This is a genomic window from Lonsdalea quercina subsp. quercina (assembly GCF_000688695.1).
Lineage (GTDB): Bacteria > Pseudomonadota > Gammaproteobacteria > Enterobacterales > Enterobacteriaceae > Lonsdalea > Lonsdalea quercina_D.
The window spans coordinates 74729-99164 of the sequence record NZ_JIBQ01000018.1 but is presented as its reverse complement, the minus strand read 5'-3'; the positions used below and the strand labels follow the sequence as shown (position 1 = coordinate 99164).

The 24436-nt window shown below is 56.4% G+C and carries 27 protein-coding genes; 6 read left to right on the top strand and 21 right to left on the bottom strand.

Going from position 1 to position 24436, the window contains the following annotated elements:
* The first annotated feature begins 109 nt into the window (after positions 1 to 109).
* Positions 110 to 1477 carry an ethanolamine permease gene (gene eat, locus SB13_RS16090; protein ID WP_026741325.1) on the top strand — a complete coding sequence of 456 codons (1368 nt, stop codon included), beginning with the start codon at positions 110 to 112 and terminating at the stop codon, positions 1475 to 1477.
* Positions 1478 to 1568: 91 nt separating this feature from the next.
* Here eat and slyD read toward each other — a convergent pair whose 3' ends face one another.
* The 4 genes from slyD to kefG all read right to left on the bottom strand — a co-directional run bounded on the left by slyD (position 1569) and on the right by kefG (position 4838).
* A complete protein-coding gene (gene slyD / locus SB13_RS16085; protein WP_026741324.1) occupies positions 1569 to 2147 on the bottom strand; it encodes a peptidylprolyl isomerase in 579 nt (192 codons plus the stop codon).
* A 90-nt stretch (positions 2148 to 2237) separates the two neighbouring features.
* Positions 2238 to 2441 carry a YheV family putative zinc ribbon protein gene (locus tag SB13_RS16080; protein ID WP_026741323.1) on the bottom strand — a complete coding sequence of 68 codons (204 nt, stop codon included), beginning with the start codon at positions 2439 to 2441 and terminating at the stop codon, positions 2238 to 2240.
* A 32-nt stretch (positions 2442 to 2473) separates the two neighbouring features.
* Complete coding sequence (gene kefB / locus SB13_RS16075; RefSeq protein ID WP_026741322.1) at positions 2474 to 4285, bottom strand: glutathione-regulated potassium-efflux system protein KefB; 1812 nt, start codon at positions 4283 to 4285, stop codon at positions 2474 to 2476.
* A gap of 1 nt (position 4286) precedes the next feature.
* Positions 4287 to 4838, bottom strand: a complete 552-nt coding sequence (kefG, locus tag SB13_RS16070; protein ID WP_026741321.1) for a glutathione-regulated potassium-efflux system ancillary protein KefG — start codon at positions 4836 to 4838, stop codon at positions 4287 to 4289.
* A 127-nt stretch (positions 4839 to 4965) separates the two neighbouring features.
* On the opposite strand from kefG, the gene SB13_RS16065 reads away from it, so the two are divergent.
* Complete coding sequence (locus SB13_RS16065) at positions 4966 to 6870, top strand: ABC transporter ATP-binding protein (RefSeq protein ID WP_026741320.1); 1905 nt, start codon at positions 4966 to 4968, stop codon at positions 6868 to 6870.
* 40 nt (positions 6871 to 6910) lie between these two features.
* Here SB13_RS16065 and SB13_RS16060 read toward each other — a convergent pair whose 3' ends face one another.
* Positions 6911 to 7516, bottom strand: a complete 606-nt coding sequence (locus SB13_RS16060) for a LysE family translocator (protein WP_026741319.1) — start codon at positions 7514 to 7516, stop codon at positions 6911 to 6913.
* An 82-nt stretch (positions 7517 to 7598) separates the two neighbouring features.
* Between SB13_RS16060 and SB13_RS16055 the strand changes: the two genes are divergently transcribed.
* The 3 genes from SB13_RS16055 to SB13_RS16045 all read left to right on the top strand — a co-directional run bounded on the left by SB13_RS16055 (position 7599) and on the right by SB13_RS16045 (position 9819).
* Positions 7599 to 8591: a hydrolase gene (locus tag SB13_RS16055; protein WP_026741318.1), complete on the top strand. Its 993-nt coding sequence runs from the start codon at positions 7599 to 7601 to the stop codon at positions 8589 to 8591.
* A gap of 1 nt (position 8592) precedes the next feature.
* Positions 8593 to 8823: a YheU family protein gene (locus SB13_RS16050; protein WP_026741317.1), complete on the top strand. Its 231-nt coding sequence runs from the start codon at positions 8593 to 8595 to the stop codon at positions 8821 to 8823.
* A 126-nt stretch (positions 8824 to 8949) separates the two neighbouring features.
* Complete coding sequence (locus tag SB13_RS16045; protein ID WP_026741316.1) at positions 8950 to 9819, top strand: phosphoribulokinase; 870 nt, start codon at positions 8950 to 8952, stop codon at positions 9817 to 9819.
* Between the two features lie 36 nt (positions 9820 to 9855).
* Here the strand turns inward: SB13_RS16045 and SB13_RS16040 are convergent, their stop codons facing one another.
* Complete coding sequence (locus SB13_RS16040; RefSeq protein WP_026741315.1) at positions 9856 to 10263, bottom strand: OsmC family protein; 408 nt, start codon at positions 10261 to 10263, stop codon at positions 9856 to 9858.
* Positions 10264 to 10585: 322 nt separating this feature from the next.
* Here SB13_RS16040 and crp point away from each other — a divergent pair, with 322 nt between their 5' ends.
* On the top strand, positions 10586 to 11218 hold the full coding sequence (gene crp / locus SB13_RS16035) for a cAMP-activated global transcriptional regulator CRP (protein WP_026741314.1): 633 nt from the start codon (positions 10586 to 10588) through the stop codon (positions 11216 to 11218).
* Positions 11219 to 11273: 55 nt separating this feature from the next.
* Here crp and argD read toward each other — a convergent pair whose 3' ends face one another.
* The 15 genes from argD to pilM form a co-directional block, all read right to left on the bottom strand.
* The gene (gene argD / locus SB13_RS16030) at positions 11274 to 12506 is read right to left on the bottom strand and encodes a bifunctional acetylornithine/succinyldiaminopimelate transaminase (RefSeq protein WP_026741313.1); all 1233 of its coding nucleotides are present in this window, start codon (positions 12504 to 12506) and stop codon (positions 11274 to 11276) included.
* 115 nt (positions 12507 to 12621) lie between these two features.
* Entirely contained in the window at positions 12622 to 13203 is a 582-nt protein-coding gene (locus SB13_RS16025) for an aminodeoxychorismate synthase component II (RefSeq protein ID WP_026741312.1), read from the bottom strand.
* A gap of 164 nt (positions 13204 to 13367) precedes the next feature.
* Positions 13368 to 13937, bottom strand: a complete 570-nt coding sequence (gene ppiA, locus SB13_RS16020; RefSeq protein WP_026741311.1) for a peptidylprolyl isomerase A — start codon at positions 13935 to 13937, stop codon at positions 13368 to 13370.
* A gap of 241 nt (positions 13938 to 14178) precedes the next feature.
* Positions 14179 to 15183, bottom strand: coding sequence for a tryptophan--tRNA ligase (trpS, locus tag SB13_RS16015; RefSeq protein ID WP_026741310.1), 1005 nt, complete (start codon positions 15181 to 15183; stop codon positions 14179 to 14181).
* Positions 15180 to 15884: a phosphoglycolate phosphatase gene (locus SB13_RS16010; protein ID WP_026741309.1), complete on the bottom strand. Its 705-nt coding sequence runs from the start codon at positions 15882 to 15884 to the stop codon at positions 15180 to 15182. The genes trpS and SB13_RS16010 overlap by 4 nt, the downstream gene beginning before the upstream one ends.
* The gene (rpe, locus tag SB13_RS16005; protein ID WP_026741308.1) at positions 15877 to 16554 is read right to left on the bottom strand and encodes a ribulose-phosphate 3-epimerase; all 678 of its coding nucleotides are present in this window, start codon (positions 16552 to 16554) and stop codon (positions 15877 to 15879) included. The genes SB13_RS16010 and rpe overlap by 8 nt, the downstream gene beginning before the upstream one ends.
* 120 nt (positions 16555 to 16674) lie before the next feature.
* On the bottom strand, positions 16675 to 17505 hold the full coding sequence (gene dam / locus SB13_RS16000) for an adenine-specific DNA-methyltransferase (protein WP_026741307.1): 831 nt from the start codon (positions 17503 to 17505) through the stop codon (positions 16675 to 16677).
* A 77-nt stretch (positions 17506 to 17582) separates the two neighbouring features.
* The gene (locus SB13_RS15995) at positions 17583 to 18602 is read right to left on the bottom strand and encodes an SPOR domain-containing protein (RefSeq protein WP_026741306.1); all 1020 of its coding nucleotides are present in this window, start codon (positions 18600 to 18602) and stop codon (positions 17583 to 17585) included.
* Positions 18603 to 18729: 127 nt separating this feature from the next.
* Positions 18730 to 19815 carry a 3-dehydroquinate synthase gene (aroB, locus tag SB13_RS15990; RefSeq protein ID WP_026741305.1) on the bottom strand — a complete coding sequence of 362 codons (1086 nt, stop codon included), beginning with the start codon at positions 19813 to 19815 and terminating at the stop codon, positions 18730 to 18732.
* Between the two features lie 52 nt (positions 19816 to 19867).
* Positions 19868 to 20389 (bottom strand): shikimate kinase AroK, encoded by a 522-nt coding sequence (gene aroK, locus SB13_RS15985; protein ID WP_026741304.1) that lies wholly within the window; start codon positions 20387 to 20389, stop codon positions 19868 to 19870.
* Between the two features lie 316 nt (positions 20390 to 20705).
* Positions 20706 to 21971, bottom strand: coding sequence for a DNA uptake porin HofQ (gene hofQ, locus SB13_RS15980; protein WP_026741303.1), 1266 nt, complete (start codon positions 21969 to 21971; stop codon positions 20706 to 20708).
* 20 nt (positions 21972 to 21991) lie between these two features.
* Positions 21992 to 22402: a HofP DNA utilization family protein gene (locus tag SB13_RS15975; RefSeq protein ID WP_051616391.1), complete on the bottom strand. Its 411-nt coding sequence runs from the start codon at positions 22400 to 22402 to the stop codon at positions 21992 to 21994.
* Positions 22399 to 22902 carry a hypothetical protein gene (locus SB13_RS15970; protein ID WP_026741302.1) on the bottom strand — a complete coding sequence of 168 codons (504 nt, stop codon included), beginning with the start codon at positions 22900 to 22902 and terminating at the stop codon, positions 22399 to 22401. Before SB13_RS15970 ends, SB13_RS15975 begins: the two co-directional genes overlap by 4 nt.
* Before the next feature lie 41 nt (positions 22903 to 22943).
* Positions 22944 to 23519, bottom strand: a complete 576-nt coding sequence (locus SB13_RS15965; protein WP_051616390.1) for a PilN domain-containing protein — start codon at positions 23517 to 23519, stop codon at positions 22944 to 22946.
* On the bottom strand, positions 23519 to 24379 hold the full coding sequence (gene pilM / locus SB13_RS15960) for a type IV pilus biogenesis protein PilM (protein WP_026741301.1): 861 nt from the start codon (positions 24377 to 24379) through the stop codon (positions 23519 to 23521). Before pilM ends, SB13_RS15965 begins: the two co-directional genes overlap by 1 nt.
* Positions 24380 to 24436: the final 57 nt, after the last annotated feature.

The following is a 24436-nucleotide window of genomic DNA, read 5'->3' as shown; positions in this document are numbered from 1 at the left end:
ATCGAGCGGATGCAGCCCCACCGCAGAAAACGCCCTTAGACTCCATAACCAGCTGTTGTACCTATAAAAATGCGGTTGGTTTCATCCATACTTTAGAGGGGATAACGTCATGACAATGCAGTTGAAACCCACGTTGGGGGCCCTGCATCTTTGGGGGATCGCCGTCGGCCTGGTCATTTCCGGCGAGTATTTTGGCTGGAGCTACGGCTGGGGCGTCGCAGGCACGCTCGGCTTTTTGGTCACGACCCTGATGATCGCCGCCATGTATACCTGTTTCATCTTCAGTTTCACGGAGCTGACCACTGCCATACCTCACGCTGGCGGCCCTTTCGCCTATAGTCGCCGAGCCTTCGGCGAAACCGGTGGACTGATCGCAGGCATGGCCACGCTCATCGAATTCGTTTTTGCGCCTCCCGCTATCTCGATGGCGATCGGCGCGTACCTGAACGTGCAGTTCCCCGATCTGGATCCGCGCTATGCCGCGACAGGCGCCTATCTGGTCTTTATGGGGCTGAATATTCTGGGTGTGAAACTCGCCGCGATGTTCGAACTTTGCGTCACCCTGCTGGCGGTATTCGAACTGCTGGTGTTTATGGGCGTCGTCGCCCCCGGTTTCAGCTTCAGTCACTTTGTCGCCAACGGCTGGGCCGGTAGCGATAGCTTCGGGTTGCCTGCCCTGTCCGGCATCTTCGCGGCCATTCCCTTCGCTATCTGGTTCTTCCTGGCGATAGAGGGCGCGGCAATGGCGGCAGAGGAAGCCAAAGATCCGAAGCGGACCATTCCCAAAGCCTATATCACCGGCATTATGACGCTGGTGTTGTTGGCGCTAGGCGTGATGTTGCTGGCGGGCGGCGTGGGTGATTGGCGAACGCTCTCCAACATTAATGATCCGTTGCCGCAGGCGATGAAAGCCGTGGTAGGTGCCAATTCCGGGTGGATGCACATGCTGGTCTGGATCGGGCTGTTCGGGCTGATTGCCAGCTTCCACGGCATCATTCTCGGCTATTCCCGGCAGTTCTTCGCCCTCGCCAGAGCGGGCTATCTGCCGACCGGACTGGCCAAGCTGTCTCGCTTCAGAACGCCGCACCGGGCGATCCTCACCGGCGGCGTTATCGGGATTGCCGCTATCTTCAGCGACAGCTGGATTAACCTGCAGGGAATGAGTCTGACCGCCGCCATGATCACCATGGCCGTCTTCGGGGCTATCGTGATGTACATCATGAGTATGCTAAGCCTGTTCCGTTTGCGTCGTACCGCACCCGAGCTGGAACGGACCTACCTCGCGCCCGGCTACCCGGTGATTCCGGCGATTGCCCTGGTGCTGGCCTGCGTGTGCCTGTTGGCGATGCTGTGGTTCAACCCACTCATCGGCACTCTGTTCATTGCGCTGATGGCCGCGGCCTATATCTACTTCCTGCTCACTAAAGCCCAACGCTTCAATGCGCCGCAGGATGACATGCTGATGGGAAAAGAGTAACTCCTCAGCCTTCCTGCCCTCGAAAACATCCGACGTAAAAAAACCCGGCCTGCATGACGCAGCGCCGGGTTTTTTAATGGTGAAGCCGCCCTTAGTGCTGGCAGCCGCATCCACCGTGACCGCCGCAGCCGCCGTTACCGTGGTCATGGTCATGGTCGTGGTCGTGGCCGTGACCGCCGCAGCAACCATCGTGGTCATGATCGTGTTCGCCGTGAACGTGACCGTGCTCCAGCTCTTCCGCCGTCGCTTCGCGAATTGCAACGACTTCGACGTTGAAGCTCAGGTTCTGGCCCGCCAGCATGTGGTTACCGTCAACCACGACGTGCTCGTCCTGCACTTCGGTAATTTCGACAGGCACCGGACCCTGATCGGTTTCAGCCAGGAAACGCATGCCGACCTGCAGCTCGTCCACACCCATGAAGACATCTTTCGGTACGCGCTGTACCAGATTTTCGTCATAGTTGCCGTAAGCCTCGTTCGGGCCTACTTTAATATCGAAACGTTCTCCGACCGCGCGGCCGTCCAGCGCTTTTTCCAGGCCGGAAATCAGCGAGCCGCGACCGTGCAGATAGTCCAGCGGTGCACTCACCGGAGACTCATCAACCAATACACCGTCTTCTGTACGTACCTGATAGGCCAGGCTGACCACCAGGTCTTTTGCTACTTTCATGATATCTCCTACCGTTGGAAATCGCTTTGGCGCAAATTGTAGCTGAAAAACATTTCCATTACTGCACGGAATCCAAAATCGCTACCACGCTTATTCAGGATGAAACATGCCGATAATGTGCCCGGCCTGACGCTCCGCAGTCTGCTGCTTTGCCTCCGGCCGACTTTGTCGATAGCCGCACTTGACGCAGACCACGACTTCCTCGACATCTTCCATACCGACCGTCAGGGTATCCTGCGTATGACACTCAGGGCAAACCGCACCGGCAATAAACCGTTTTCGTTGCGTCGACATGATGTTTTTCCGTCCAATCAACCTGTGAGCGATTATGTTTCGTCCCAATCATCCAGCCGCCGACGCTCATGCTGCATCTCACGCTGGAAGATATCTTCCAGTTCACGACGGGCCTCTTTGACCCGCGAGATCTGAGCGCCCTCGCCTTCAGCCTGACGCTCCGGCATCAGTTCACGCAGCATACGCATATCCAGACGACGGAAATGCTGTTGCGACCGGTGAGCCTGATGGGGATGCATCCCCAGAGAGACCAGCGTTTTACGCCCCAGCTCCAACGCACTGGAGAACGTTTCTCGGGAAAATTGCGTCACGCCTGACTGTAAAAGCTCGTGCGCTTCCACACGACCGCGGGCGCGCGCCAGGATTTCCAAATGCGGGAAATGCTGCTGGCACAGATGCACGATGGCCATCGTATCTTCAGGATCGTTGCAGGTGATCACGATCGACTGCGCCTGCTCCGCGCCCGCGGAACGGAGTAAGTCCACCGAGGTGGCGTCGCCGTAATACACCTTATAACCGTAGCTCCTCATCAGACTGACTGCGCTGATATCTCGCTCAAGCACGGTAATGCGCTTTTTGTTCGCCATCAGCAGTCGGCCAATCACCTGACCAAAGCGCCCGAAGCCCACCACAATCACCTGCGGCTCATCGTCTTCCACATAGTGTTTTTCCGTCGACTCTTCCGGGGCGTTGTAGCGACGCGCCAGGATACGGTCGATCAGCTGCATCAGCAGCGGCGTCACCATCATCGACAGGGTCACGGTGACCAGCAGCAGCGGCAGTTGATCGCCCTGCAGGACATGCTGAGCCGCCGCCGCGGAGAACAGCACGAAGGCAAACTCGCCGCCCTGACTCAGCACGCCCGAAAACTGTAACCGTTCCGACGAACGCAGTCCGTAGATCCGCGCCAGCACGTAGAGGATGAGGCCTTTGACGGACACCAAAATCACGACGCCCAGCAGGACCTCAATGATATTGGCGTACAACACGCCGAGATTGAGCGCCATCCCCACCGAGATGAAAAACAGCCCCAGCAGCAGTCCCTTGAACGGCTCAATGGAAATCTCCAGTTCATGGCGATACTCGCTTTCCGCCAGCAGTACGCCGGCAATGAACGTGCCGAGCGCCATCGACAAGCCCAGCGCTTCCATAAACAGCGCGGAGCCGAGAACCAGCAGCAGCGCAGCGGCGGTAAACACCTCACTCACGCCGGAGGCGGCGATAAACCGGAACAGCGGACGTACCAGGTAACGACCGCCAATCAGCATGCCGCCGAACGCCAGCACTTTCATCACGACATGCTGCCAGTCGTCGATCTGCCCTTGCACCCCCGATAGAATAGGGATCAATGCCAACGCGGGAATGACCGCCAAATCCTGAAACAGCAAAACGGAAAAACCGAGCTGCCCGGATTCGTTGCGGTTCATCCCTTTTTCACGCATCAGCTGTAGCGCCATCGCGGTGGATGACATCGCCAGCCCAATCCCGCCAATCAGGGCCGACTGCCAGGAAAATTGACTCATGAACAGCACGCCGCCCAGTATCGCTGCGCTGAGCAATACCTGGCCCGCACCGATGCCGAAAATAGATCGTCTCAGTTTCCACAATTTGGCCGGGTTGAGTTCGAGTCCGATGATAAACATCAGGAACACAACGCCCAGTTCAGAGAAATGAAGAATAGCGGAAACGTCGCGAATAAAACCGAGGCCCCAAGGACCGATAGCGATACCCGCCAGCAAATAGCCCAGCACCGCGCCGATACCAAGACGCGCCGCGATAGGCACCGCCAGTACGGTGACAAACAGGAACAAAACCCCCGCGCTCAGGGTAGAAGCGCTATCCATCTCAGTGCCCTCCCTCAGACAAAGGCGCCGCCAGCCAATCTCCGTAGCGATGGGCATGCTCGCGCAACGCATCGCGAGACATCCGCCGCGCGTTGTAAATCACCAGCGGTTTCATCCAGCGCATGTGGCACATCGTCGCCGTCATCTCGAAAGGACGCAGCACATCATCCATAAATGAGTGCTGCTGGCCTTCCGAGGTGTAGCGGGATTCCGGTTCGCCTGTCGTCACCACGCTGCGCCAGTATTTGCCCGACAGGGCATTGCCGCCGACGCCGTTGGCGAAGCCGCGGCTCAATACGCGGTCGAGCCACTCTTTCAATAACGCCGGGCAGCTGTAAGTATAAAGCGGATGTTGAAACACGATGATTTGGTGCTCTCGCAGTAACTGTTGTTCATGGTGGATATCAATGAAAAAATCAGGATAGTTCGCGTACAAATCGTGTACCGTCACGTGCTCTAAACCCCGAGCGGATTGTAATAACAGCTTATTCGCAACCGAGTCCTGTAATTCCGGATGGGCAAACAGCAGCAAAATCTTGGGTGGCTGCGACATCATTCCCCTCCAAAGCGTCGTCATCGTAGATATTTTCCGCTACCATGCAGCGCAGCGGGGATTACCAGGACGCTGCCGCCCTGAATCTTGATCCATAATTTAACATATTCTCATTACTTGGCGCTTTATGATTGTCTTCTCCTCTTTACAAATTCGACGTGGTACGCGGGTACTGCTGGATAACGCCACAGCGACCGTCAATCCGGGTCAGAAAGTGGGTCTGGTCGGTAAAAATGGCTGCGGAAAATCGACGCTGCTGTCCCTGCTGAAAGGAGAAATTAGCGCTGACGGCGGCAATGCCACTTTTCCTCAGCACTGGTCCCTCGCCTGGGTCAATCAGGAAACGCCCGCGCTGGAACGTCCTGCGATAGAGTATGTGATAGACGGCGACCGGGAATTTCGCCAGCTGGAGAGCGAACTGGCGCACGCCAACGAACGCAACGACGGCAACGCTATCGCCACCGTGCACGGCAAGCTGGATGCGATCCTCGCCTGGTCGATCCAGTCTCGCGCCGCCAGCCTGCTGAACGGGCTGGGATTCAGCCAGGAACAGCTGCAACAGCCTGTCAGCGCCTTTTCCGGCGGCTGGCGTATGCGTCTCAACCTGGCGCAGGCCCTGCTCTGTCGTTCCGATCTGCTGCTGCTGGACGAACCGACCAACCATTTGGATCTCGACGCAGTCATCTGGCTGGAAAAATGGCTCAAAAACTATCCCGGCACGCTGGTGCTGATTTCCCATGACCGGGATTTTCTTGATCCTATTGTTAACAAGATTTTGCATATCGAGCAGGAATCCCTGTTCGAATACACCGGCAACTACACCTCTTTCGAGCAACAGCGCGCAACGCGGCTTTCTCAGCAGCAGTCGCTGTATGAACACCAGCAGGAACGCGTCGCGCACTTGCAGCATTACATTGACCGTTTCCGCGCCAAGGCAACCAAAGCCAAGCAGGCGCAGAGCCGCATCAAAATGCTGGAAAAAATGGAGCTGATTGCGCCAGCGCATGTCGACAATCCCTTTCGCTTCAGTTTCCGCGCGCCGCAGGCGTTGCCCAATCCGTTATTGCGGATGGAGAAAGTGAGTGCGGGTTATGGCGACAGGCTGATTCTGGAATCCATCAAACTCAATCTGGTGCCCGGCTCGCGCATCGGTCTGCTCGGCCACAACGGCGCCGGGAAATCCACGCTGATTAAACTGCTGGCGGGAGAACTCCAGCCACAAAGCGGTGAAGTCGGGCTGGCGAAAGGCGTTCGACTGGGTTATTTCGCCCAGCATCAGCTGGAGTACCTCCGCGCGGACGAATCGCCGCTGCAGCATCTGACCCGCCTGGCCGAGCAGGAAACCGAACAGCAACTGCGTGACTATCTGGGCGGCTTCGGCTTCGGCGCCGACAAAGTGGTCGAGCCCACCGAGCGCTTTTCGGGCGGCGAGAAAGCGCGCCTGGTGTTGGCGCTGATCGTTTGGCAGCGTCCTAATCTGCTGCTGCTCGATGAACCGACTAACCACCTCGATCTGGATATGCGTCAGGCGCTGACCGAAGCCTTGATCGATTTCGAAGGCGCGTTGGTCGTCGTCTCGCACGATCGCCATCTGATTCGCTCCACGACGGACGACCTGTATTTGGTTCACGATCGCCGGGTGGAACCGTTCGACGGCGATCTGGAGGATTATCAACAGTGGCTGCTGGACGCACAAAAACAGGACGCCGGCGAATCGACACCGGCCAAAGAAAGCGCCGGCAACAGCGCTCAGGCCAGAAAAGACCAGAAGCGGCGGGAGGCTGAGCTACGCACCCAAACCCAACCGCTGCGCAAGCAAATCACCAAGCTGGAGCAGCAGATGGAAAAGCTGAATACCAGGCTGGCGGAGCTGGAAAACCGCCTGGCGGATACGGCGATTTACGACGCCAGCCGCAAAGCGGAGCTGACGACCTGCCTGCAGGAGCAGATCGCCGTCAAAGGCGAACTGGAGGAGACCGAAATGGGCTGGCTGGACGCGCAGGAACAGCTTGAGCAGATGCTGCAGTCCTGATAACGCTGGGCGGGCGTCATAGCCAGCCCAAGCGTTTCGGTTAATGCCAGATCATCAGCACGCAGGCGGCGGTCAGCAGCCCCATAAATAGGTTGAATATCCGCCATGATCGGCGACCGCGCAGCATTTTACCGATCATCGTGCCGAACCCCAGCCACACAATACCGGCGACCAGATTCACGCTGAACGTGGCGATGCTGATGGCGATGACTGAACCCACGTACTCACTCCCCGAGAGGCTGAAACCGGCAACGGCGCCCAGCGCCATCAGCCAGGCCTTCGGGTTCAGAAATTGCAGCAGTCCGCCCTGATAAAAGGGCATCGGACGCGGCGGCGCGGTTTGAGTGTCGAGCTCTTCGTAGCGAGCGCTGGCGATTTTGAACGCCAGCCACAGCAAATAGGCGCTGCCCAACATTTTGAGCGCGAGGTGAAGCGAAGGATAGAGTAGAATCAGGCTCCCCAATCCCAGCGCCACCAGCAGCAAGACACTCTGCATCCCGATCATGATACCCACCATCAGCGGCATGGAGCGGAGAAAACCAAAATTAGCAGCGGAAGCGGTAAGTAGCATATTATTGGGACCTGGGGTAATCGCTGCAACCCACAGGAAGCCAAGCATGGAAAGAAACAGATTGAAGTGCGCCATGTAATTAAAAAGGCCTTCTAACAAACGAAATTTGCAGTTCTTCAACCTAGCAGCGTGATGTCGCCGGTACAAGCTTTTGACTATGAATATTCATCCCACCACTAGCCAGATGTTTCGTCCCCTGGCCGGTATGAACAACCCCCATTTGCAAACCTTGCTTCCCCGTCTGTTACGGCGACGCGCGCTGCTCAATCCACTCTGGCAGACGCTCGAACTGCCGGACGGCGATTTTCTCGACCTGGCCTGGAGCGAAGATCCCATGCTGGCTCGCCATAAACCGCGGGTGGTTCTGTTTCACGGGCTGGAAGGCAGTTTCTACAGTCCGTATGCGCATGGTCTGGTGGCCGCCTGCCACCAACGGGGCTGGCTGGCCGTCGTCATGCATTTTCGCGGCTGCGGCGGCACGCCCAATCGCACGCCCCAGATGTATCACTCCGGCGAGACCGAGGATGCCCGCTATTTTCTGCGCTGGCTGAAATCTACCTACGGCGATGCGCCGACCGCCGCCATTGGTGTCTCGCTGGGCGGCAATATGCTGGCCTGCCTGCTCGGTCAGCAGACGGAAGAGCCGTTGCTGGACGCGGCGACGGTCGTTTCCGCGCCGCTGATGCTGGAGCCGTGCTGTCGGCATATCGAAAAAGGCTTTTCACGCTTTTATCAGCACTATTTGCTGCGGCTGTTAAAACGGAATGCCATCCGCAAACTGGCGGCCTATCCGGATACGCTACCGGTTCACCTGCATCAGTTGAGAAAAATTCGGGGACTGCGGGAGTTCGATAACATTATTACCGCGCGCATTCATGGCTTTACCGACGCCAATGACTACTATGAGCGTTGTAGCGCCCTGCCCTTTCTGCCCANCGNCCGCACGCCGCTGCTGATCATTCACGCCAAAGACGATCCGTTCATGACGGAGGATGTCATTCCTGCCGCCACGTCGTTACCGCCTAATGTTGAGTATCAGCTGACGGAGTACGGCGGGCACGTCGGCTTTGTGGGCGGTTCATTATTAAAACCGACATTGTGGCTGGAGCAGCGGATTCCCGACTGGCTCACCCCACATCTGGAGCGATAAGGTGATTATTCCCTGGAAAGAACTCGCGGCGGATACGCTGGAGAATCTGATTGAGTCCTTCGTTCTGCGCGAAGGCACCGACTACGGCGAGCATGAGCGCACGCTGGAACAAAAGGTGGCGGATGTTCGCCGCCAGTTGGAAAGCGGCGACGTGGTGCTGGTCTGGTCCGAACTGCATGAGACGGTCAATCTCATGCCGCGCACCCAGTTTAAAACCGGACACGATTCATGACGGCATAAAGGCCCGCCCACCCATACAAAATTGGCGTGGCGCATCGGCGCAAACAGGGTAACAATGAAGGTCGAATCCCCGGCGTTTCCTGCAGGGTTTTACCGTCAATTGCGGAGTTGCAGCCCTATGTCGCATCAACACCCTATTATTGCCGTGACCGGTTCAAGCGGCGCAGGCACGACCACGACCAGTCTGGCATTCCGAAAAATTTTTCAGCAGTTGAAAATCCGCGCCGCAGAACTGGAAGGCGACAGCTTTCACCGCTATACCCGTCCGGAAATGGACATGGCCATTCGTAAAGCACGCGATCTGGGCCGCCACATCAGTTATTTCGGCCCGGAGGCCAACGATTTTCCTTTGCTGGAACAGACGTTTGCCGACTACGGCAGCCAGGGGACCGGACAAACCCGCAAGTATTTGCATACCTACGATGAAGCGATCCCCTACAACCAGGTGCCCGGCACATTTACGCCCTGGGAGGCCATGCCCGATCCCACGGATGTGTTGTTCTATGAAGGCTTGCACGGCGGCGTCGTCACCGAGCAGCACAACGTGGCTCGCCATGTCGATCTGCTGGTTGGCGTAGTGCCTATCGTGAATCTTGAGTGGATCCAGAAGCTGTATCGCGACGTCAACGAACGCGGGCACTCGCGCGATGCGGTCATGGACTCCGTTGTACGCTCGATGGAAGACTACATCACCTACATCACGCCGCAGTTTTCCCGCACGCACATTAACTTCCAGCGGGTGCCGACCGTCGATACGTCCAACCCTTTCGCCGCGAAAGCGATCCCGTCGCTGGATGAAAGTCTGGTGGTCATTCATTTCCAACGTCTGGAGAACATCGACTTTCCCTATCTGCTCGCCATGCTGCAGGGGTCGTATATTTCCCATATCAATACGCTGGTGGTGCCTGGAGGTAAAATGGGGCTGGCGATGGAACTGATTATGATGCCGCTGGTGCAGCAGCTGCTGGAAGGCAAGACGATCACGTAAGATCGTAACAATACGGCCTCAACGGCCGTATCTCTGTCAATCGAGGGGGATCACTTCGTGGCTGTGCGTGATGGTCACCGCCGCGCCCAGCATCAACGCAACCGAGCAGTACTTGTCTGCCGACAGGGACACCGCACGCGACACGGCTTGTTCGGTCAGCGCTTTGCCGGTCACGATGAAGTGCAGGTTGATGGCCGTGAATAGCCGGGGCGCTTCCTGCCGCCGCTCAGAGGTCAGTCGGACTTCGCAGTCCGCCACGTCGTGACGTCCTTTTTGCAGAATGGACACGACATCGATAGCGCTGCATCCCCCGGCCGACATCAAGAGTACTTCCATCGGACTCGGCGCTTTGTCGCCCGCATTGCCGTCCATAACAATCTGGTGGCCGGAGGCGGATTCGCCGATAAACGTCAACCCTTCAACCCATTTCACCCGCGCTTGCATAGACTTACACTCCCACTCAACTTTTTTTGAAATTTTATCGCGCTTATGTAGAAAATGCCTGAGTATCAAGGCGTAATCATGCTGAAGCGAGACAACACAAGACAGTACTCTCAACCTGTGTTACAAACAAAGGCAGCATCCGGTGCGTTCTGCGCAATGCTGAAAACAGCAGTTTGCAGAGTCACCTGACAGAGAGGTTTCAGTCAATTCCCTGACAAATTTCGCCCATCGGAATTTGAATTATAACTAGAGTTATCATGCCTTACAGGGAACTCTGAGCCCTGTGATTTACGTAGTGAATTACAACAGAGGATAACAGCGAATGGTTCTCGGCAAACCGCAAACAGACCCGACTCTTGAATGGTTCCTTTCTCATTGTCATATTCACAAGTACCCCTCAAAGAGTACGCTGATTCACCAAGGTGAAAAAGCAGAAACGCTTTACTACATCGTAAAGGGTTCCGTTGCCGTATTGATAAAGGATGAAGAAGGCAAAGAGATGATCCTTTCCTATCTGAATCAAGGGGATTTTATCGGTGAGCTAGGCTTGTTCGAAGAAGATCAGGAACGCAGCGCCTGGGTGCGAGCCAAAAGCGCCTGCGAAGTTGCCGAGATTTCCTATAAAAAATTCCGACAGCTGATTCAGGTCAACCCCGATATTCTGATGCGCCTGTCATCCCAGATTGCGCGAAGACTTCAGGTCACCTCCCAGAAAGTGGGCAATCTGGCGTTTCTTGACGTCACCGGCCGCATCGCACAGACCCTGCTAAACCTCGCCAAACAGCCTGACGCCATGACGCACCCAGACGGCATGCAGATTAAAATCACCCGGCAGGAAATCGGCCAGATCGTGGGCTGCTCCCGCGAAACCGTCGGCCGAATTCTGAAGATGCTGGAGGATCAGGAACTGATTTCAGCGCACGGTAAAACCATCGTGGTCTTCGGCACTCGTTAACCTCAACATCCCGACACATGAACAGCGCGCAACCAACGCGCTGTTCACGCTTCGCTCAGCGATTCGATTCTCCGTTCACAACCCGTGCGACCGCTTTCGCAAACAGCGCCATACCCTCATCAATATCGTCCAGTTCAATCACCAGAGACGGCACGAAGCGAATAACGTCAGGACCTGCGACCAGGATCATCACGCCCAGCTCGGCGGCGGCCGTCAGAAAATCACGCGCCCGTCCATGCCATTGGGGTTTCAGCTGAGCTCCGAGCAAAAGGCCCATGCCGCGCACACCGTCAAAAATGTCGAATTGCTGATTGATGGCGTCCAGCGCGGAAATGAAGCGATCGTGTCGGGCGGAAACGCCTGACAGCACGTCTGGCGTATTGATGACGTCCAACGCCGCTTCCGCCACCGCACAGGCCAGAGGGTTGCCGCCATAGGTGGTGCCGTGAGTGCCGACCTTCATGACAGAGGCAACGTCCTCGGTGGTCAGCATCGCGCTGATGGGGAATCCGCCTCCTAACGCCTTAGCGGTCGTCAAGATGTCAGGCGTCACGCCATAGTGCATATAGGTGAACAGCTCGCCGGTACGCCCCATGCCACACTGCACCTCATCAAACACCAGCAGCGCCTGATTTTGATCGCACAGTTCACGCACGCCTTCCATAAATGCCTGCGTGGCTGGCAGCACGCCGCCTTCGCCCTGCACCGGCTCCAGTACCACGGCGCACGTATGATCGTCGATCACCGCCTTCACCGCATCCAGATCGTTAAACGGCACATGAATGATATCGGCGGGCTTCGGCCCGAATCCATCTGCGTACTTCGGCTGCCCGCCGACCGAGACGGTAAAGAGCGTACGGCCATGAAATGCCTGATGGAAAGCGATAATCTTGGTTTTATACGGGCTGAAACGTTCGATGGCATAGTGACGCGCCAGTTTGAAGGCCGCCTCGTTGGCTTCCGCGCCTGAGTTGGCGAAAAAGACGCGTTCAGCGAACGTCGCTGCAATCAGCTTGCTCGCCAGGCGCAGCGCGGGCTCGTTGGTGAAAACGTTGCTGGTATGCCACAGCGTTTCGCCCTGCGTCTTGAGGGCATTCACCAGAGCAGGATGGCAATGACCCAACGCCGTAACGGCAATACCGCCGGAAAAATCGATGTATTCCTTACCCTGCTGATCCCATACCCGGCTGCCTTTCCCCTTCACCGGTACGAACTGAGCCGGTGCATAAACAGGAAGAATGACCTTGTCGTAGGTATCACGCGTCACTGCGGTTTTATCTGTTGCCATCTGCTGCCCCGCTTTAAGATTTCATGTTTAATTTGAAATTATAGTCATCAAATATGCATAAAAAATCAAAGACAGGCAATTATTAATCCGCGTGGATAGCAAATAAGCGGCGGACTCATTCTCCGTGCAGAAAATTACGCAACAGCTCATGCCCTTGCTGACTCAAAATGCTTTCCGGGTGAAACTGCACGCCCTCCAGCGGCAGACTTCGATGACGGATCCCCATGATTTCATCCAGGGTTCCTGCGCTATTTTCCGTCCAGGCGGTGATTTCGAAGCAGTCCGGCAGCGAGGCGCTATCGACGATCAGAGAGTGATAGCGCGTCACCGTCAGCGGCTGCGCCAACCCGGTGAAAACGCCGACGTCACGATGGCGGATTAGAGAGGTCTTACCGTGCATGACTTCGCGCGCACGCACAACCTGAGCGCCAAAGGCCTGCCCCAGCGCCTGATGCCCCAGACAAACGCCCAGAATCGGCAACTGCCCGGCGAAATGACGGATGGCCTGCAGCGAGATGCCCGCTTCGTTCGGCGTACAGGGGCCCGGCGATATCACCAGATGCTGCGGCGACAGGCGTTCAATCGCCTCGAGACTCAGCTCATCATTACGCTTGACCACTACCTCCTCGCCCAGCTCGCAGAAGTACTGGTACAGGTTGTAGGTAAAGGAGTCGTAGTTATCTATGATCAGTAACATTCATCACTCTGAAACAGGCTGGCGATAACCGGTAACACACTCGATTATCGCGCAGAAAGAGGATTCAAGACGGGATAGGGCAACCAGACATGCTCCCGATGGTGAGCGTCGGGAGCATGCTGTAAAAGCCTCGGCGAACAACGCCAGAGCCTTAATGGCCGTAATTATTTGATGATCTTGGCGGACTGGATAACGATCGGCTTGATAGGTACGTTTTGGTAAGGCCCAACGTTCTCCGTCTGCACCTGGGAAATCTTATCCGCCACATCCATCCCCTTCACCACTTTGCCGAAGACGGCATAGCCGAAGTCGCGCTGGCCGTGATCCAGAAATGCGTTATCCGCCACGTTGAGGAAGAACTGGCTGGTGGCGCTGTCTTTCTCAGTGGTACGCGCCATCGATATGGTGCCGCGCAGATTACGCAATCCGTTGTCAGCTTCGTTTTTGATCGGCGGGTTAGTCGCCTTCTGTTTAAGATCGCTGGTGAATCCGCCGCCCTGAACCATAAATCCAGGGATAACGCGGTGGAAAACAGTGCCGTTATAGAAACCGCTATCGACATAACTCACAAAATTTTTCACTGACTCTGGCGCTTTTTGATCGTCCAGCGCCAGTTCAATATTGCCGGCCGAAGTGGTAAGCAACACATGCGTTGACGCAGTTGCAGCAAATGCTGGCGAGAACGCAGACAAAGTAAATACGGTCGCTATCGTTGCCAATATACGTTTTGACATGAAGAATTCCTTTTAGGGGCCAACTACAGAAAGCGTATCGATTGTAAATAGCCGCCTGCCCGCGCGCTACCGATTTACCTTTTTTTACGCAGGATTGAGAAACCTGCTGACAGCGGCAATACGGCTGATGCAGCGCTTTCCACGGCGGTAACCTTGATATCGCTGACCTGAAACGAAAAAGACGAGCCGTTTGGCTCGTCTTCGGATCTCATGGATATCCGCCCAACGGGCGCGCTATGGCTTATGGACGAGCGACGAACCCAATGGCGTCATAAACCTTGTTCAGCGTCTGACTGGCGCGCTCACGGGCCTTCTCGGCGCCATCGCCCATCACCTGCTGCAAATAGGCTTCGTCGTTGCGGAAACGATGGTAACGCTCCTGCAATTCGCCCAGCATGCCGGACACCGCTTCCGCCACGGCGCCTTTCAGGTGACCATACATCTGGCCTTCAAACTCCTGCTCCAGCTGCGGGACAGATTTCCCCGTAACGCCGGAGAGGATATCAAGCAGGTTCGACACGCCCGGTTTATTGGCGATGTCATAGCGCACCACCGGCGGCTCATCCGAATCGGTCACCGCGCGTTTGATTTTTTTAGTCACTGCTTTCGGATCTTCCAGCAGGCCAATCACGTTGTTGCGGTTATCGTCCGATTTGGACATTTTTTTGGTCGGTTCCAGCAGCGACATCACGCGCGCACCGGACTTGGGAATAAACGGTTCCGGCACCTTGAAGGTGTCGCCGTACAGCGTGTTGAAACGTTGCGCGATATCGCGGCTCAGCTCCAGATGCTGTTTCTGGTCTTCCCCAACCGGCACCTGGTTTGTCTGATACAGGAGGATATCCGCCGCCATCAGCACCGGATAACCGAACAGACCGGCGTTGATGTTTTCCGCGTAGCGAGCGGACTTGTCCTTGAACTGGGTCATGCGGCTCAGTTCGCCGAAATAGGTGTAGCAGTTTAGCGCCCAGGCCAGCTGTGTATGCTCAGGTACGTGCGACTGTACGAAGATGGTGCTCTTCTGCGGGTCGATGCCGCAGGCCAGATACAGGGCCAGCGTATCCAGCGTCGCTTTTCTCAGCTGTTCCGCATCCTGACGAACCGTAATGGCATGCAGATCCACGATGCAATAGATGCAGTCGTAATCATCCTGCATATGGACCCACTGACGTAACGCACCCATGTAGTTACCAATGGTCAACTCGCCAGACGGCTGCGCGCCGCTAAATACAATGGGCTTACTCATGCTAATGCTTCCTGATTATCTGAATTGGACGGTCCGACAAGGGACAAGAGATCCGCAAAGCGATCCAACACCACACTCGGGTGGCTTAGGGCTATCGCTTCGCCATAGTTATAGCCGTAGGTCATGCCGACGCTCGGGCAACCGGCCGCCTGCGCGGCTTGTATATCATTGCGGGAATCGCCGACGAACAACAGTTCGTTCGCTCGCAATCCCAGCGTTCCCAACACCAGATAAAGCGGCGCGGGATGGGGCTTCTTGCTCGGGACGTCATCGCCGCCAAGCACTAACGTAAAGTAGGCGTCGATCCCAAGCGAACGTAACAGCGGCGCCACGAAAGGCGTTGGTTTATTTGTTACCAGCGCCATAGGGACGTTGCGATCGGCCAGCGCATGCAGCGTATCTTTGACCTCAGGATAAAGCTGGCTGCCAGCATCGACCGTTTGCGCGTAGGCGATATCAAACTGCTTGCGCACGGCCTGCATGCGCTCAGGAGAAGGCTCGATGTTGGCCCAATGCAGCGCTCGCTCGACGACTTTATCGGCACCGTTGCCGATCCAGGTCGTCAATAGAGCTTCACCCGGCGCTGGCAGGCCCTGAGTCTGCATCGCTCGGTCCAGCGCCTGAGACAGGCCCGGCGCGCTGTTAACCAACGTGCCGTCGAGGTCGAAAGCCAGCCCGCGAACGGCGTTGAGTTCAGCCATGGGACACCTTCGCTAATTCCTGACGCATGTTATCGATTACCGCCTGATAGTCAGGCTGATTGAAAATCGCCGACCCCGCCACAAACATATCCGCTCCGGCGGCGGCAATCTCACCGATATTGTCCACTTTGACGCCTCCGTCGACTTCCAGGCGGATGTCATACCCGCTGTCATCGATCAGTTTGCGCACCTGGCGCAGTTTGGTGAGCGTTGAGGGAATGAACGACTGTCCGCCGAAGCCTGGGTTGACTGACATCAGCAGAATGATGTCCAGTTTATCCATGACGTAATCCAGATAACTTAACGGCGTGGCGGGATTCAGCACCAATCCCGCGCGGCAGCCGTGATCTTTAATCAGCTGCAGCGATCGGTCGACATGCTCTGAGGCTTCGGGATGAAAAGTGATGTAACTGGCGCCGGCCTCGGCAAAGTCCGGGATGAGACGGTCCACCGGCTTGACCATCAGGTGTACGTCAATCGGGGCGGTAATGCCGTAATCTCGCAGCGCCTTAAGCACCATCGGTCCCATGGTCAGATTGGGCACGTAATGATTATCCATGACGTCGAAGTGGACGACATCGGCTCCCGCCGCCAGCGCTTTGGCGGTATCTTCTCCCAGCCGGGCAAAGTCAGCCGACAATATAGACGGGGCGATTAAAAACGGTTTCATTCGCTTCTCCAAACCATCAAGTCTGCATATTGCTGCCGAAGCCACTTCGGGTTCAAAAGGACTCGTACAGCCTCTGTGTTGGCGACAATGCGGGGCTTAATTCAGCCCAGCCTAATGTTTTTACCCTAACTCGACGCCGCGGTACAAAGCCAGCAGTTCGTTCACCTTGCTGCGACCAGCGATATTGCGGCTAATTGTCCGCCGGGCCTTGACCACGTACAGGGAAGAGGCCGACTGATACCATTCACGCGTCAGCTCTGTATCGTGATTGGAAATCAGAACCGGTATTTGGCTTTCCGCCGATAGCTGTTCCGCCAGCTGCGCCAAACCGCGCTGATCGTCGTGATTAAAATTATTGGTGTGGTACGCCGTAAAATTCGCAGTGGCGGACAGCGGCGCATAAGGCGGATCGCAATACACCACCGATCCCTGCTTCGCCTTCGTCAACGTGTCCCGGTAGTGCTCGCAGACGAACGTGGCATTTTGAGCCTTTTGCGCAAACCAGCGCAGTTCGTCTTCGGGAAAATAGGGTTTCTTGTAACGCCCGAACGGCACATTGAATTCGCCGCTCATGTTATAACGGCATAACCCGTTGTAACAGTGGCGGTTTAGATAGAGGAACAGTAGCGCGCGTCGGTAGGCGTTATCACAAGCATTAAATTCGCTGCGCAGCAGATAAAAAACCTCCGAGGTATTCATTTCTTGCGTGAATAACTCGCGGGCATCGCGGATGAAATGTTCCGTTTTGGTTTTAACGATATCGTAAAGATTGATGAGATCGCTGTTGATATCAGCCAGGATGTAGTTGTCGTAGTCGGTATTGAGAAACACCGAGCCGGCACCCACAAAGGGTTCGATTAAGCAATCTCCCGCTGGTAGATATCGGCGAATCTCTTCTACCAGCGGATACTTACCACCAGCCCATTTTAAGAAAGCGCGGTTTTTCTTCATGCCGTCGTTAGTTACTCATACTTTTCAGAGCCGCGGATTGTACTCTGTTTCAGACAGCACATCAGGGCTAATTGGTGTTACTTACTTAAGTCCTGCTTCACCTGTCGGATCGGCTTAACCCATGGTTTTTTGGCCTGAACATCGGCAGGCAGTGATGCAACGGCGCGTTTGGCTTCATCCGAGGAAGCGTAAACGCCGCTCACAAGCACATACCAGGGTTTGCCACCCCTTTGAGTCTGATAGACCCAGTAATTCGTCAGCCGCTGCGATTTGGCATAGGCCTGCAGCGAACTCTCGCGGGACGCACCGCTAAGCTGAAGCGTAAAGTGGCCGGCCGGCGCGTTTTGAATCGAACCATTCGCCTGAGCGCCGCCAGCCGATGCAACCGATTTGCCTGACGGCGCTGGTGTGATAGCCGTCGTCGGCGCTTTGGACACGCTGCTGTTCTTTGCGGGAGCCTTATGCGACGAGCCATTGGCATCCGTGTGGCGAGATTTTTCCGTGCCGGGACGCAGCGGCGTCGTTGTCTCACGCGGAGGGCGCACTTTGCTGCCAGGTGACACCGAAGCCGGCGACGTCGGCAAAGTCACCTCTGAGCCAGCGCTGTTCTGTGCTACCGCATTCAACTGCTGCTGTTGCTGCGGCTGAGAGAGCGTATCCATCATATTGCCCGGCAGCTCAATACGCTGCTGGTTCTTGTTCTGGGCGGGCAATGGCGCCTGAGTGGGCGCTTCCGCGACAGGAGGCGCACTCAACGACTGCGGCTCGCCAGCTGGCGTCTGGCCGGGAACCTGCGCTTGAGGTGAGGCCGGCGCGGTGGAGCTATTGGTTGAAGCCGATGGCGATGCAAGTTCAATGCTCTTCGAACCGCCGCTAGGGGCGGCGGGCGGCGTCGCATCCTGGCTCGGCGACTGAAGCGCGGCGCCGACGGCAACAATCAGCAGCACCAGCACGATAATGCCGATGCCAATCATGACATGCTGTTTGGATAACGCCACGCTGGGCAGAGTGATCCCCTGCTTTCTTTTTTGCTGGCGCTGTGGCCGACGATCGCTGGTATCCGGCTTCAGCTCGTCTTCCGGATTGAACTCACCCATCTATACCCCTCCCACTGAACGGCAGCTGCTCGTGGTGATGCACCCGCCGCGAATAGCTATATCATCAGGTATCATAGTACAAATAAAAACCATCGCCCCTACAGGGAGACTTCTCACTAAGTCTATGTCAGGGAAGGCAATCAGCAATGGAAGCCAGAACCACATCATGGGCGACGCCGCTGCGTATTTCAGCCTGGCCGATAGCCATAGGCAATATCAGACGTAGCTCGCCACCCAATACTTTTTTATCGCGCATCATATGCGGCAGATAAGACTCGGGAGTCATTGAAGCCGGCCCCGTGATCGGCAGTCCGGCGCGCGTCAATAACGCCTTGATGCGATCAACCTCTGCCGAACCCAGCAGGCCAAGACGATATGCGGCCTGAGCGGCCATGACCGTACCTACCGCCACCGCTTCGCCATGCAGCCAGTTGCCGTAGCCCATTTCCGCTTCGATAGCATGGCCGTAAGTGTGGCCTAAATTCAGTAAGGCGCGCAGGCCGTTTTCACGTTCATCAGCCGCGACGACTTCTGCCTTGAGTTCACAGCAGCGTCGAATGCAGTAGGCCACTGGGGCGTTTTCCAACGCGCGCACTGCGTCGATATGTGTTTCCAGCCAGGCGAAAAAGTCGCTGTCGAATACGATGCCGTATTTGATGACTTCGGCCAGACCGGAAGAGAGTTCGTTGGCAGGCAGCGTTTTCAGACAGTCGATATCTATCACGACGGAGGCCGGCTGATAGAAAGCGCCAATCATGTTTTTGCCTAAGGGATGATTCACCGCGGTTTTACCGCCAACGGATGAATCTACCTGAGCCAAGAGAGAGGTAGGAACCTGAATGAAGCGAACGCCGCGCTGATAGCAGGCCGCTGCGAAACCGGTCAAATCACCGATAACTCCGCCGCCCAGCGCCACCAACGTGGTGTCCCTGCCATGGGGCTTCTCCAATAGCGCGGAGAAGACCTGATCAAGTATCGTCAGAGATTTGTACTTCTCTCCGTCGGGAAGAATCACCTGATCAACCCGCACCCCTACATTTTCCAGAACGGTCCGCACGGCGTCCAGGTAGAGCGGCGCCAATGTATCATTGGTCACCAACATAACCTGATCGCCCGCTTTTAACGGCAAAAAAGAGTCTGCGTTGCTGAATAATCCAGCGGCTATCGTAATGGGATAACTGCGTTCCCCGAGAGTGACGATAATTCTTTCCATGCGCGTTCCATGACCTGTCGGAAGCCCGTAGAGTGCAGGCGGCTATACAAAATCAGTTGTTTTCCAGCATGCTGATGATCTGGTTAGCAACTACCTTGGCGCTTTGTTCATCGGTGCGAATCGTGATGTCTGCGATTTCTTCGTACAGTGGATTACGTTCTCTCGCTAACGCTTCCAGTACTTCGCGCGGAGGGGCCTCAACCTGCAACAATGGGCGCTTTTTATCACGCTGAGTGCGAGCTAACTGCTTCTCGATGGTGGTTTCCAGGTACACAACAACGCCTCGCGCAGAAAGGCGATTGCGGGTTTCGCGTGTTTTTACCGAACCGCCGCCGGTTGCCAGCACGATCCCTTGTTTCTCCGTCAATTCATTAATGACTTTCTCTTCGCGCTCGCGGAAGCCTTCTTCGCCTTCCACATCAAATACCCAGCCCACATCAGCCCCGGTACGTCGCTCAATTTCTTGATCGGAGTCGAAGAACTCCATGTTGAGTTGCTGAGCTAACTGACGGCCAATAGTGCTTTTGCCGGCACCCATAGGCCCAACCAGAAAGATATTGCGTTTCTCTGCCATTTTTTTGGTATTACTAAGAAATTCGTTAATGATAACCCGCCCCGCCATGTAACCTGCGGCGGAACCTAAACTGAAACCTCATGAGCGATAGTGCGAGAATCAGACGAAAAATTATCTCAATACTCAGGGTAGTTTGGCAACCTAATAAAATTTCACATTATCCAAACAAGGATGATGTAAGTTATCGTCATCGCCGGTGGAACGACACTTCAGTACTCAATTCGCTAATCCTTGTATGCTAAAACCGCCGCATCGTCAAACGGTGAAGGGAATTATTGATAAAATGCGCAGTTTTCCCTCACTACCACCGAGAAAGCTATAACTCGGTCTGTGGCGCGTCGTGAATAAGCGTCGGCGTGATGAAGATCACCAGCTCGCGCCGTGTGTTTTGCTGACTGCGGCTTTTAAACAGCCCGCCGACGACTGGCAACTGACCCAGTCCGGGCACGCGATTTTCAGCCTGATTTTTCTGCTGCTGAAAAATACCGCCTAAAACAATTGTTTCACCATCGGTGACCGTGACCTGCGTTTGAATTTCCTGCTTATCAATCGCCAGTATTTCTCCTTCCCCCTGTTTGATGGCTCTTCCCGGCATGTTTTGGCTGATAAGCAGATTCAGGCTGATCCGGTTTTGGGGCAGAACTCGTGGCGTCACCTCCATACCTAATACCGCTTCTTTAAACTCTATCGACGTCGAACCACTCGCTCCGCTCGACACCTGATAGGGGATCTCCGTCCCCTGCTTGATGCTGGCCGTCTGCCGGTGCGCGGTGAACAGCCGCGGACTGGCAATAATCTCGACCGCGTTTTCCTGTTCCAGCGCCTGTAGCTCCAGATCGAGCAGTCGGCCGTCAAGTCGGGCGAGATGAATGCCCGCCTTAATCGCGGGCGTCGTCACCGGCAGATCGATATTAAAGTGATTCACGCTAAGGCCTTTACCTGGTCCCACGCGCTCACCCAGNCCCCAGTTCACTCCCAACGATTCCAGCTGTTCGCTGCCTATCGTCACGATGTGAGCCGTCAGTTGCACCTGAGCCAGCGGTTTATCCATTTCTCGGATCCAGGCTTCAATCTCCGCTACCGCCGCCGCTTCGTCCCTTATCAGCAACGTATTGGTGCGTTTATCCGCCGTCACCCGACCGCGTTCACTCAATAGCGTGCCGCGTTGCCCCTGTAAACCGGCGGCAACGTCGCTCGCCTCCGCGTACTGCAGCATTAGAGACGCATTTTTCAGAGGCTCCGCATTCTGAGCTTCCCGCTCCGCCTGCGGCATGTCCAAGATCTTCCCGCGGGTGTACACCATCAGCACATCGCCTTCCCTCTCCAACGTCAGATCGGCCATTTTTAGCGTGATATCCAACGCCTGCTGCCAGGGAACGTGATTCAACTGCAAGCTGATGTTACCCTCCACGCCGGGCGCGACGACAAGGTTCAATCGCTGATGATCCGCCAGCGCTTGTAACACGCGCGCGACCGGGACATCGTCGAAGGCTAGCGAAACCGGGAGCGCATCCTGCGCCATGACAGGTCGGTTGACGCAAAGACACACCAGCAGCACATAGCGAAATGTTGCTTTTCGCATGCGCAAAACGTGACAAAACCTCATGGCACAGCTCCTTGTGACCAGTCAGGAAACGACGAAGACAGCGGAATTTCCGACACCGGGCAATCGACTTCTGAAGGAAACAGCCGCAGCGTTCCATGCGCTTGATCCAGCCGGGCCTTTAAGCCTTCAGTTTGGGTTATCGCCTCGTCATACCTCACCCTCAGCCATCCATTTTCCGCCTGCTTTACCCATCCCACCCAGCGCGACGTATCGCCAATCAACCCTTGTAGCCGCCACTGGTTCGGGGACGCCGACATGGCGCAAGGCGCAGCCTGCGGTTGAAACGGATCCCTTTCTCTCTCTGACACCAGCGAAGAGGACCGCGAGGCACCCGAAGCCAGTGCCAGCGACAGGCAAGCCATCGCCATGCCCGATTTGCCGTTGAAAAACGCTGACGCCAATGTCATCGCTGTTCTCCCGTTTCCGGCACGGGAGAACGCAGCAGCAGCTCGGTTCGGATGCCCTCCCCTCCCCGCGTCATCACCAGTCGATCAATACGGGGAACGACAGTGGAACCGTTGAGCCGAGTCATGAAGCGCCGTATGCCCACGTAGTCCGCATTGAAGACCAGCAGCCATCCGCTGTCGTCGCTTTCATTGGCGTCAGGAGACAATGGGGACCAGGCGATCAACTGTCCGCCGGACGCCCGCAGCGCCTCCGTGGGTAAGGCGACACCCGGTTCCAAATGCTTCTCCGCCAACGGCCGCGCCTCTGAATCCGGCGGCAATTCGGCCGGAGCAGGCAATGCCGCCAGCCTTCTCTGCCACTGTGAGACCGCCTTCTGCTCTCTTTGCCGCTGTTCCTGCAACAGCTCCGTTTGCTGGCGCAATACGCTATTTACCGAGCCCCAAATCACCAGCGATAGCGCCGCTACCAGTCCACACTGCGTCGTTAACAACGTTCGCATCGGAGTATTGAACCACCGACAAACGAGGGGGGAGACATGCCTCATTTTTCTCTTCTCCCAACCCGCGTTGTCCCACGGACACTCTCCGTTTTCCCCAATTGCAAAGTGAACTCCAGCAGCGTCGCATCCTTCGAATGGCGACGGGTTTGCCGAAGTTGGGGGGCCGCAGCCAGCGGTTTTCCCGCCAGACGTCGGGAGAAATCGACAATCGCCTGATAATGATGACTCACGCCCGACAGCAACAGGCCGCGCTCGCTGTCGCTGATTTCCGTCAGCCACAACGCCTCCGGCATCAGCCGAGGGAGATATTTCAAGAGTTCCTGATAGCGCCGATTGTGTCTCTTCCCCTGCTCACTCAACGTCTGCTGGACCTGTTCGACCGCCTGTTGCTGAGTGCTCAGGAGAACGCGTTGATACTGGGCCTCGTATGCCTGCCTGGCTGATTGCAGCTGGGTGATGCGCTGCGTCAGCGTCGCGTGCCGTCGTTGAGAGGCCAGGTAGTCTCCCGTGATAACGAACGCCGCAACCGCCAGTTGCACGATCAACAGCGAACTCCATAGGCGAACACGCCGAATGAGCCGACGGCGGCGCCAGGGAAGCAGATTGATAACCGGCATCAGTCATCCCCCGGACGCAGCGCCAGTCCGGCGGCGATGGCGAACGTCGACGGCTCCGTCGGCAACGGCGGTTGCTGATAGCTGAACGCCGCCAGCGGCGACCAAGGGATCAGGCGTTCCGTGTTGCCGATCTCCGGACTTGAGACCGACGAACTCAGGTAGACCGGATAATGCGAAGAAGCCGGGAAACGCTCGTCTATCTCGCTGATATAGTCGAGCAGCGTGGCATCTTCGCCTGAGTCTTGCGCAGTGAAGGTACCAAAGTGCAGCGGCTGTCCGACCGGCGAGATCCACAGCCAGCTATCCTCGAAGCGGTGCAACAGCGGCGCATGGGGCGAAATCCCGACCTGTCTGGCAGCACAGCGCAGAGCGCAGGGACTGATATCCACCACGTCGGCATTCAGACCGGCTTTGGCCAGACAGGACAACCATGCCGCCAGCGCTGTTTTTCTGGCGGCCGTCACCAGCACCGTATCCGCTGTATGCGGGTCGTCGCGATAGTCCAACGTCAGCGCTTCCCGACTCACCGGGAGCGTGCGCGACGCCATCTTCTCGATATATCCGCTGCGTTCCGGCTCGCGCAAGCGCGGATCGGGAGCCGCCATCCGCTGTTGAAATATCAGCGCTGGCGGCAGTGCGATGCGCAGAGAAATGAAGCGCGGCAACTCCCGCCGCCATTGATGAAGCACCTCACAAAGTGAGTCTGGATCATGTAGACTACCTGCGCGTAACGTATCGCCCGGCAACGGTAATTGCCACCAGTGGCGCAGTTGCCAGCCTTCGCGGCGACGTTGCACCGCCAGAGCGCGTACGACGCCATTTTGTATATCCAATCCAACCCGCCAGATGTGGTAAGCCATGTTCGATCTCCTTATCGTCAGCTAAAAGAACGTGTTCTCAGCGCTGGCTTACCTTTA

Excerpts from the sequence above, each read along its gene's own strand:
- aroB (WP_026741305.1), bottom strand. The coding sequence starts at position 19,815 with ATGGAAAGAATTATCGTCACTCTCGGGGAACGCAGTTATCCCATTACG.
- SB13_RS16065 (WP_026741320.1), top strand. The coding sequence starts at position 4,966 with ATGATTGTCTTCTCCTCTTTACAAATTCGACGTGGTACGCGGGTACTG.
- crp (WP_026741314.1), top strand. The coding sequence starts at position 10,586 with ATGGTTCTCGGCAAACCGCAAACAGACCCGACTCTTGAATGGTTCCTT.
- SB13_RS16040 (WP_026741315.1), bottom strand. The coding sequence starts at position 10,263 with ATGCAAGCGCGGGTGAAATGGGTTGAAGGGTTGACGTTTATCGGCGAA.
- slyD (WP_026741324.1), bottom strand. The coding sequence starts at position 2,147 with ATGAAAGTAGCAAAAGACCTGGTGGTCAGCCTGGCCTATCAGGTACGT.
- dam (WP_026741307.1), bottom strand. The coding sequence starts at position 17,505 with ATGAAGAAAAACCGCGCTTTCTTAAAATGGGCTGGTGGTAAGTATCCG.
- SB13_RS16045 (WP_026741316.1), top strand. The coding sequence starts at position 8,950 with ATGTCGCATCAACACCCTATTATTGCCGTGACCGGTTCAAGCGGCGCA.
- kefB (WP_026741322.1), bottom strand. The coding sequence starts at position 4,285 with ATGGATAGCGCTTCTACCCTGAGCGCGGGGGTTTTGTTCCTGTTTGTC.
- SB13_RS16010 (WP_026741309.1), bottom strand. The coding sequence starts at position 15,884 with ATGGCTGAACTCAACGCCGTTCGCGGGCTGGCTTTCGACCTCGACGGC.
- ppiA (WP_026741311.1), bottom strand. The coding sequence starts at position 13,937 with ATGTCAAAACGTATATTGGCAACGATAGCGACCGTATTTACTTTGTCT.
- aroK (WP_026741304.1), bottom strand. The coding sequence starts at position 20,389 with ATGGCAGAGAAACGCAATATCTTTCTGGTTGGGCCTATGGGTGCCGGC.
- argD (WP_026741313.1), bottom strand. The coding sequence starts at position 12,506 with ATGGCAACAGATAAAACCGCAGTGACGCGTGATACCTACGACAAGGTC.
- rpe (WP_026741308.1), bottom strand. The coding sequence starts at position 16,554 with ATGAAACCGTTTTTAATCGCCCCGTCTATATTGTCGGCTGACTTTGCC.
- kefG (WP_026741321.1), bottom strand. The coding sequence starts at position 4,838 with ATGTCGCAGCCACCCAAGATTTTGCTGCTGTTTGCCCATCCGGAATTA.
- SB13_RS15975 (WP_051616391.1), bottom strand. The coding sequence starts at position 22,402 with ATGACATTGGCGTCAGCGTTTTTCAACGGCAAATCGGGCATGGCGATG.
- SB13_RS15995 (WP_026741306.1), bottom strand. The coding sequence starts at position 18,602 with ATGGGTGAGTTCAATCCGGAAGACGAGCTGAAGCCGGATACCAGCGAT.
- trpS (WP_026741310.1), bottom strand. The coding sequence starts at position 15,183 with ATGAGTAAGCCCATTGTATTTAGCGGCGCGCAGCCGTCTGGCGAGTTG.
- SB13_RS15965 (WP_051616390.1), bottom strand. The coding sequence starts at position 23,519 with ATGCCGGTTATCAATCTGCTTCCCTGGCGCCGCCGTCGGCTCATTCGG.
- SB13_RS16060 (WP_026741319.1), bottom strand. The coding sequence starts at position 7,516 with ATGGCGCACTTCAATCTGTTTCTTTCCATGCTTGGCTTCCTGTGGGTT.
- pilM (WP_026741301.1), bottom strand. The coding sequence starts at position 24,379 with ATGGCTTACCACATCTGGCGGGTTGGATTGGATATACAAAATGGCGTC.
- SB13_RS15970 (WP_026741302.1), bottom strand. The coding sequence starts at position 22,902 with ATGCGAACGTTGTTAACGACGCAGTGTGGACTGGTAGCGGCGCTATCG.
- SB13_RS16025 (WP_026741312.1), bottom strand. The coding sequence starts at position 13,203 with ATGTTACTGATCATAGATAACTACGACTCCTTTACCTACAACCTGTAC.
- eat (WP_026741325.1), top strand. The coding sequence starts at position 110 with ATGACAATGCAGTTGAAACCCACGTTGGGGGCCCTGCATCTTTGGGGG.
- SB13_RS16080 (WP_026741323.1), bottom strand. The coding sequence starts at position 2,441 with ATGTCGACGCAACGAAAACGGTTTATTGCCGGTGCGGTTTGCCCTGAG.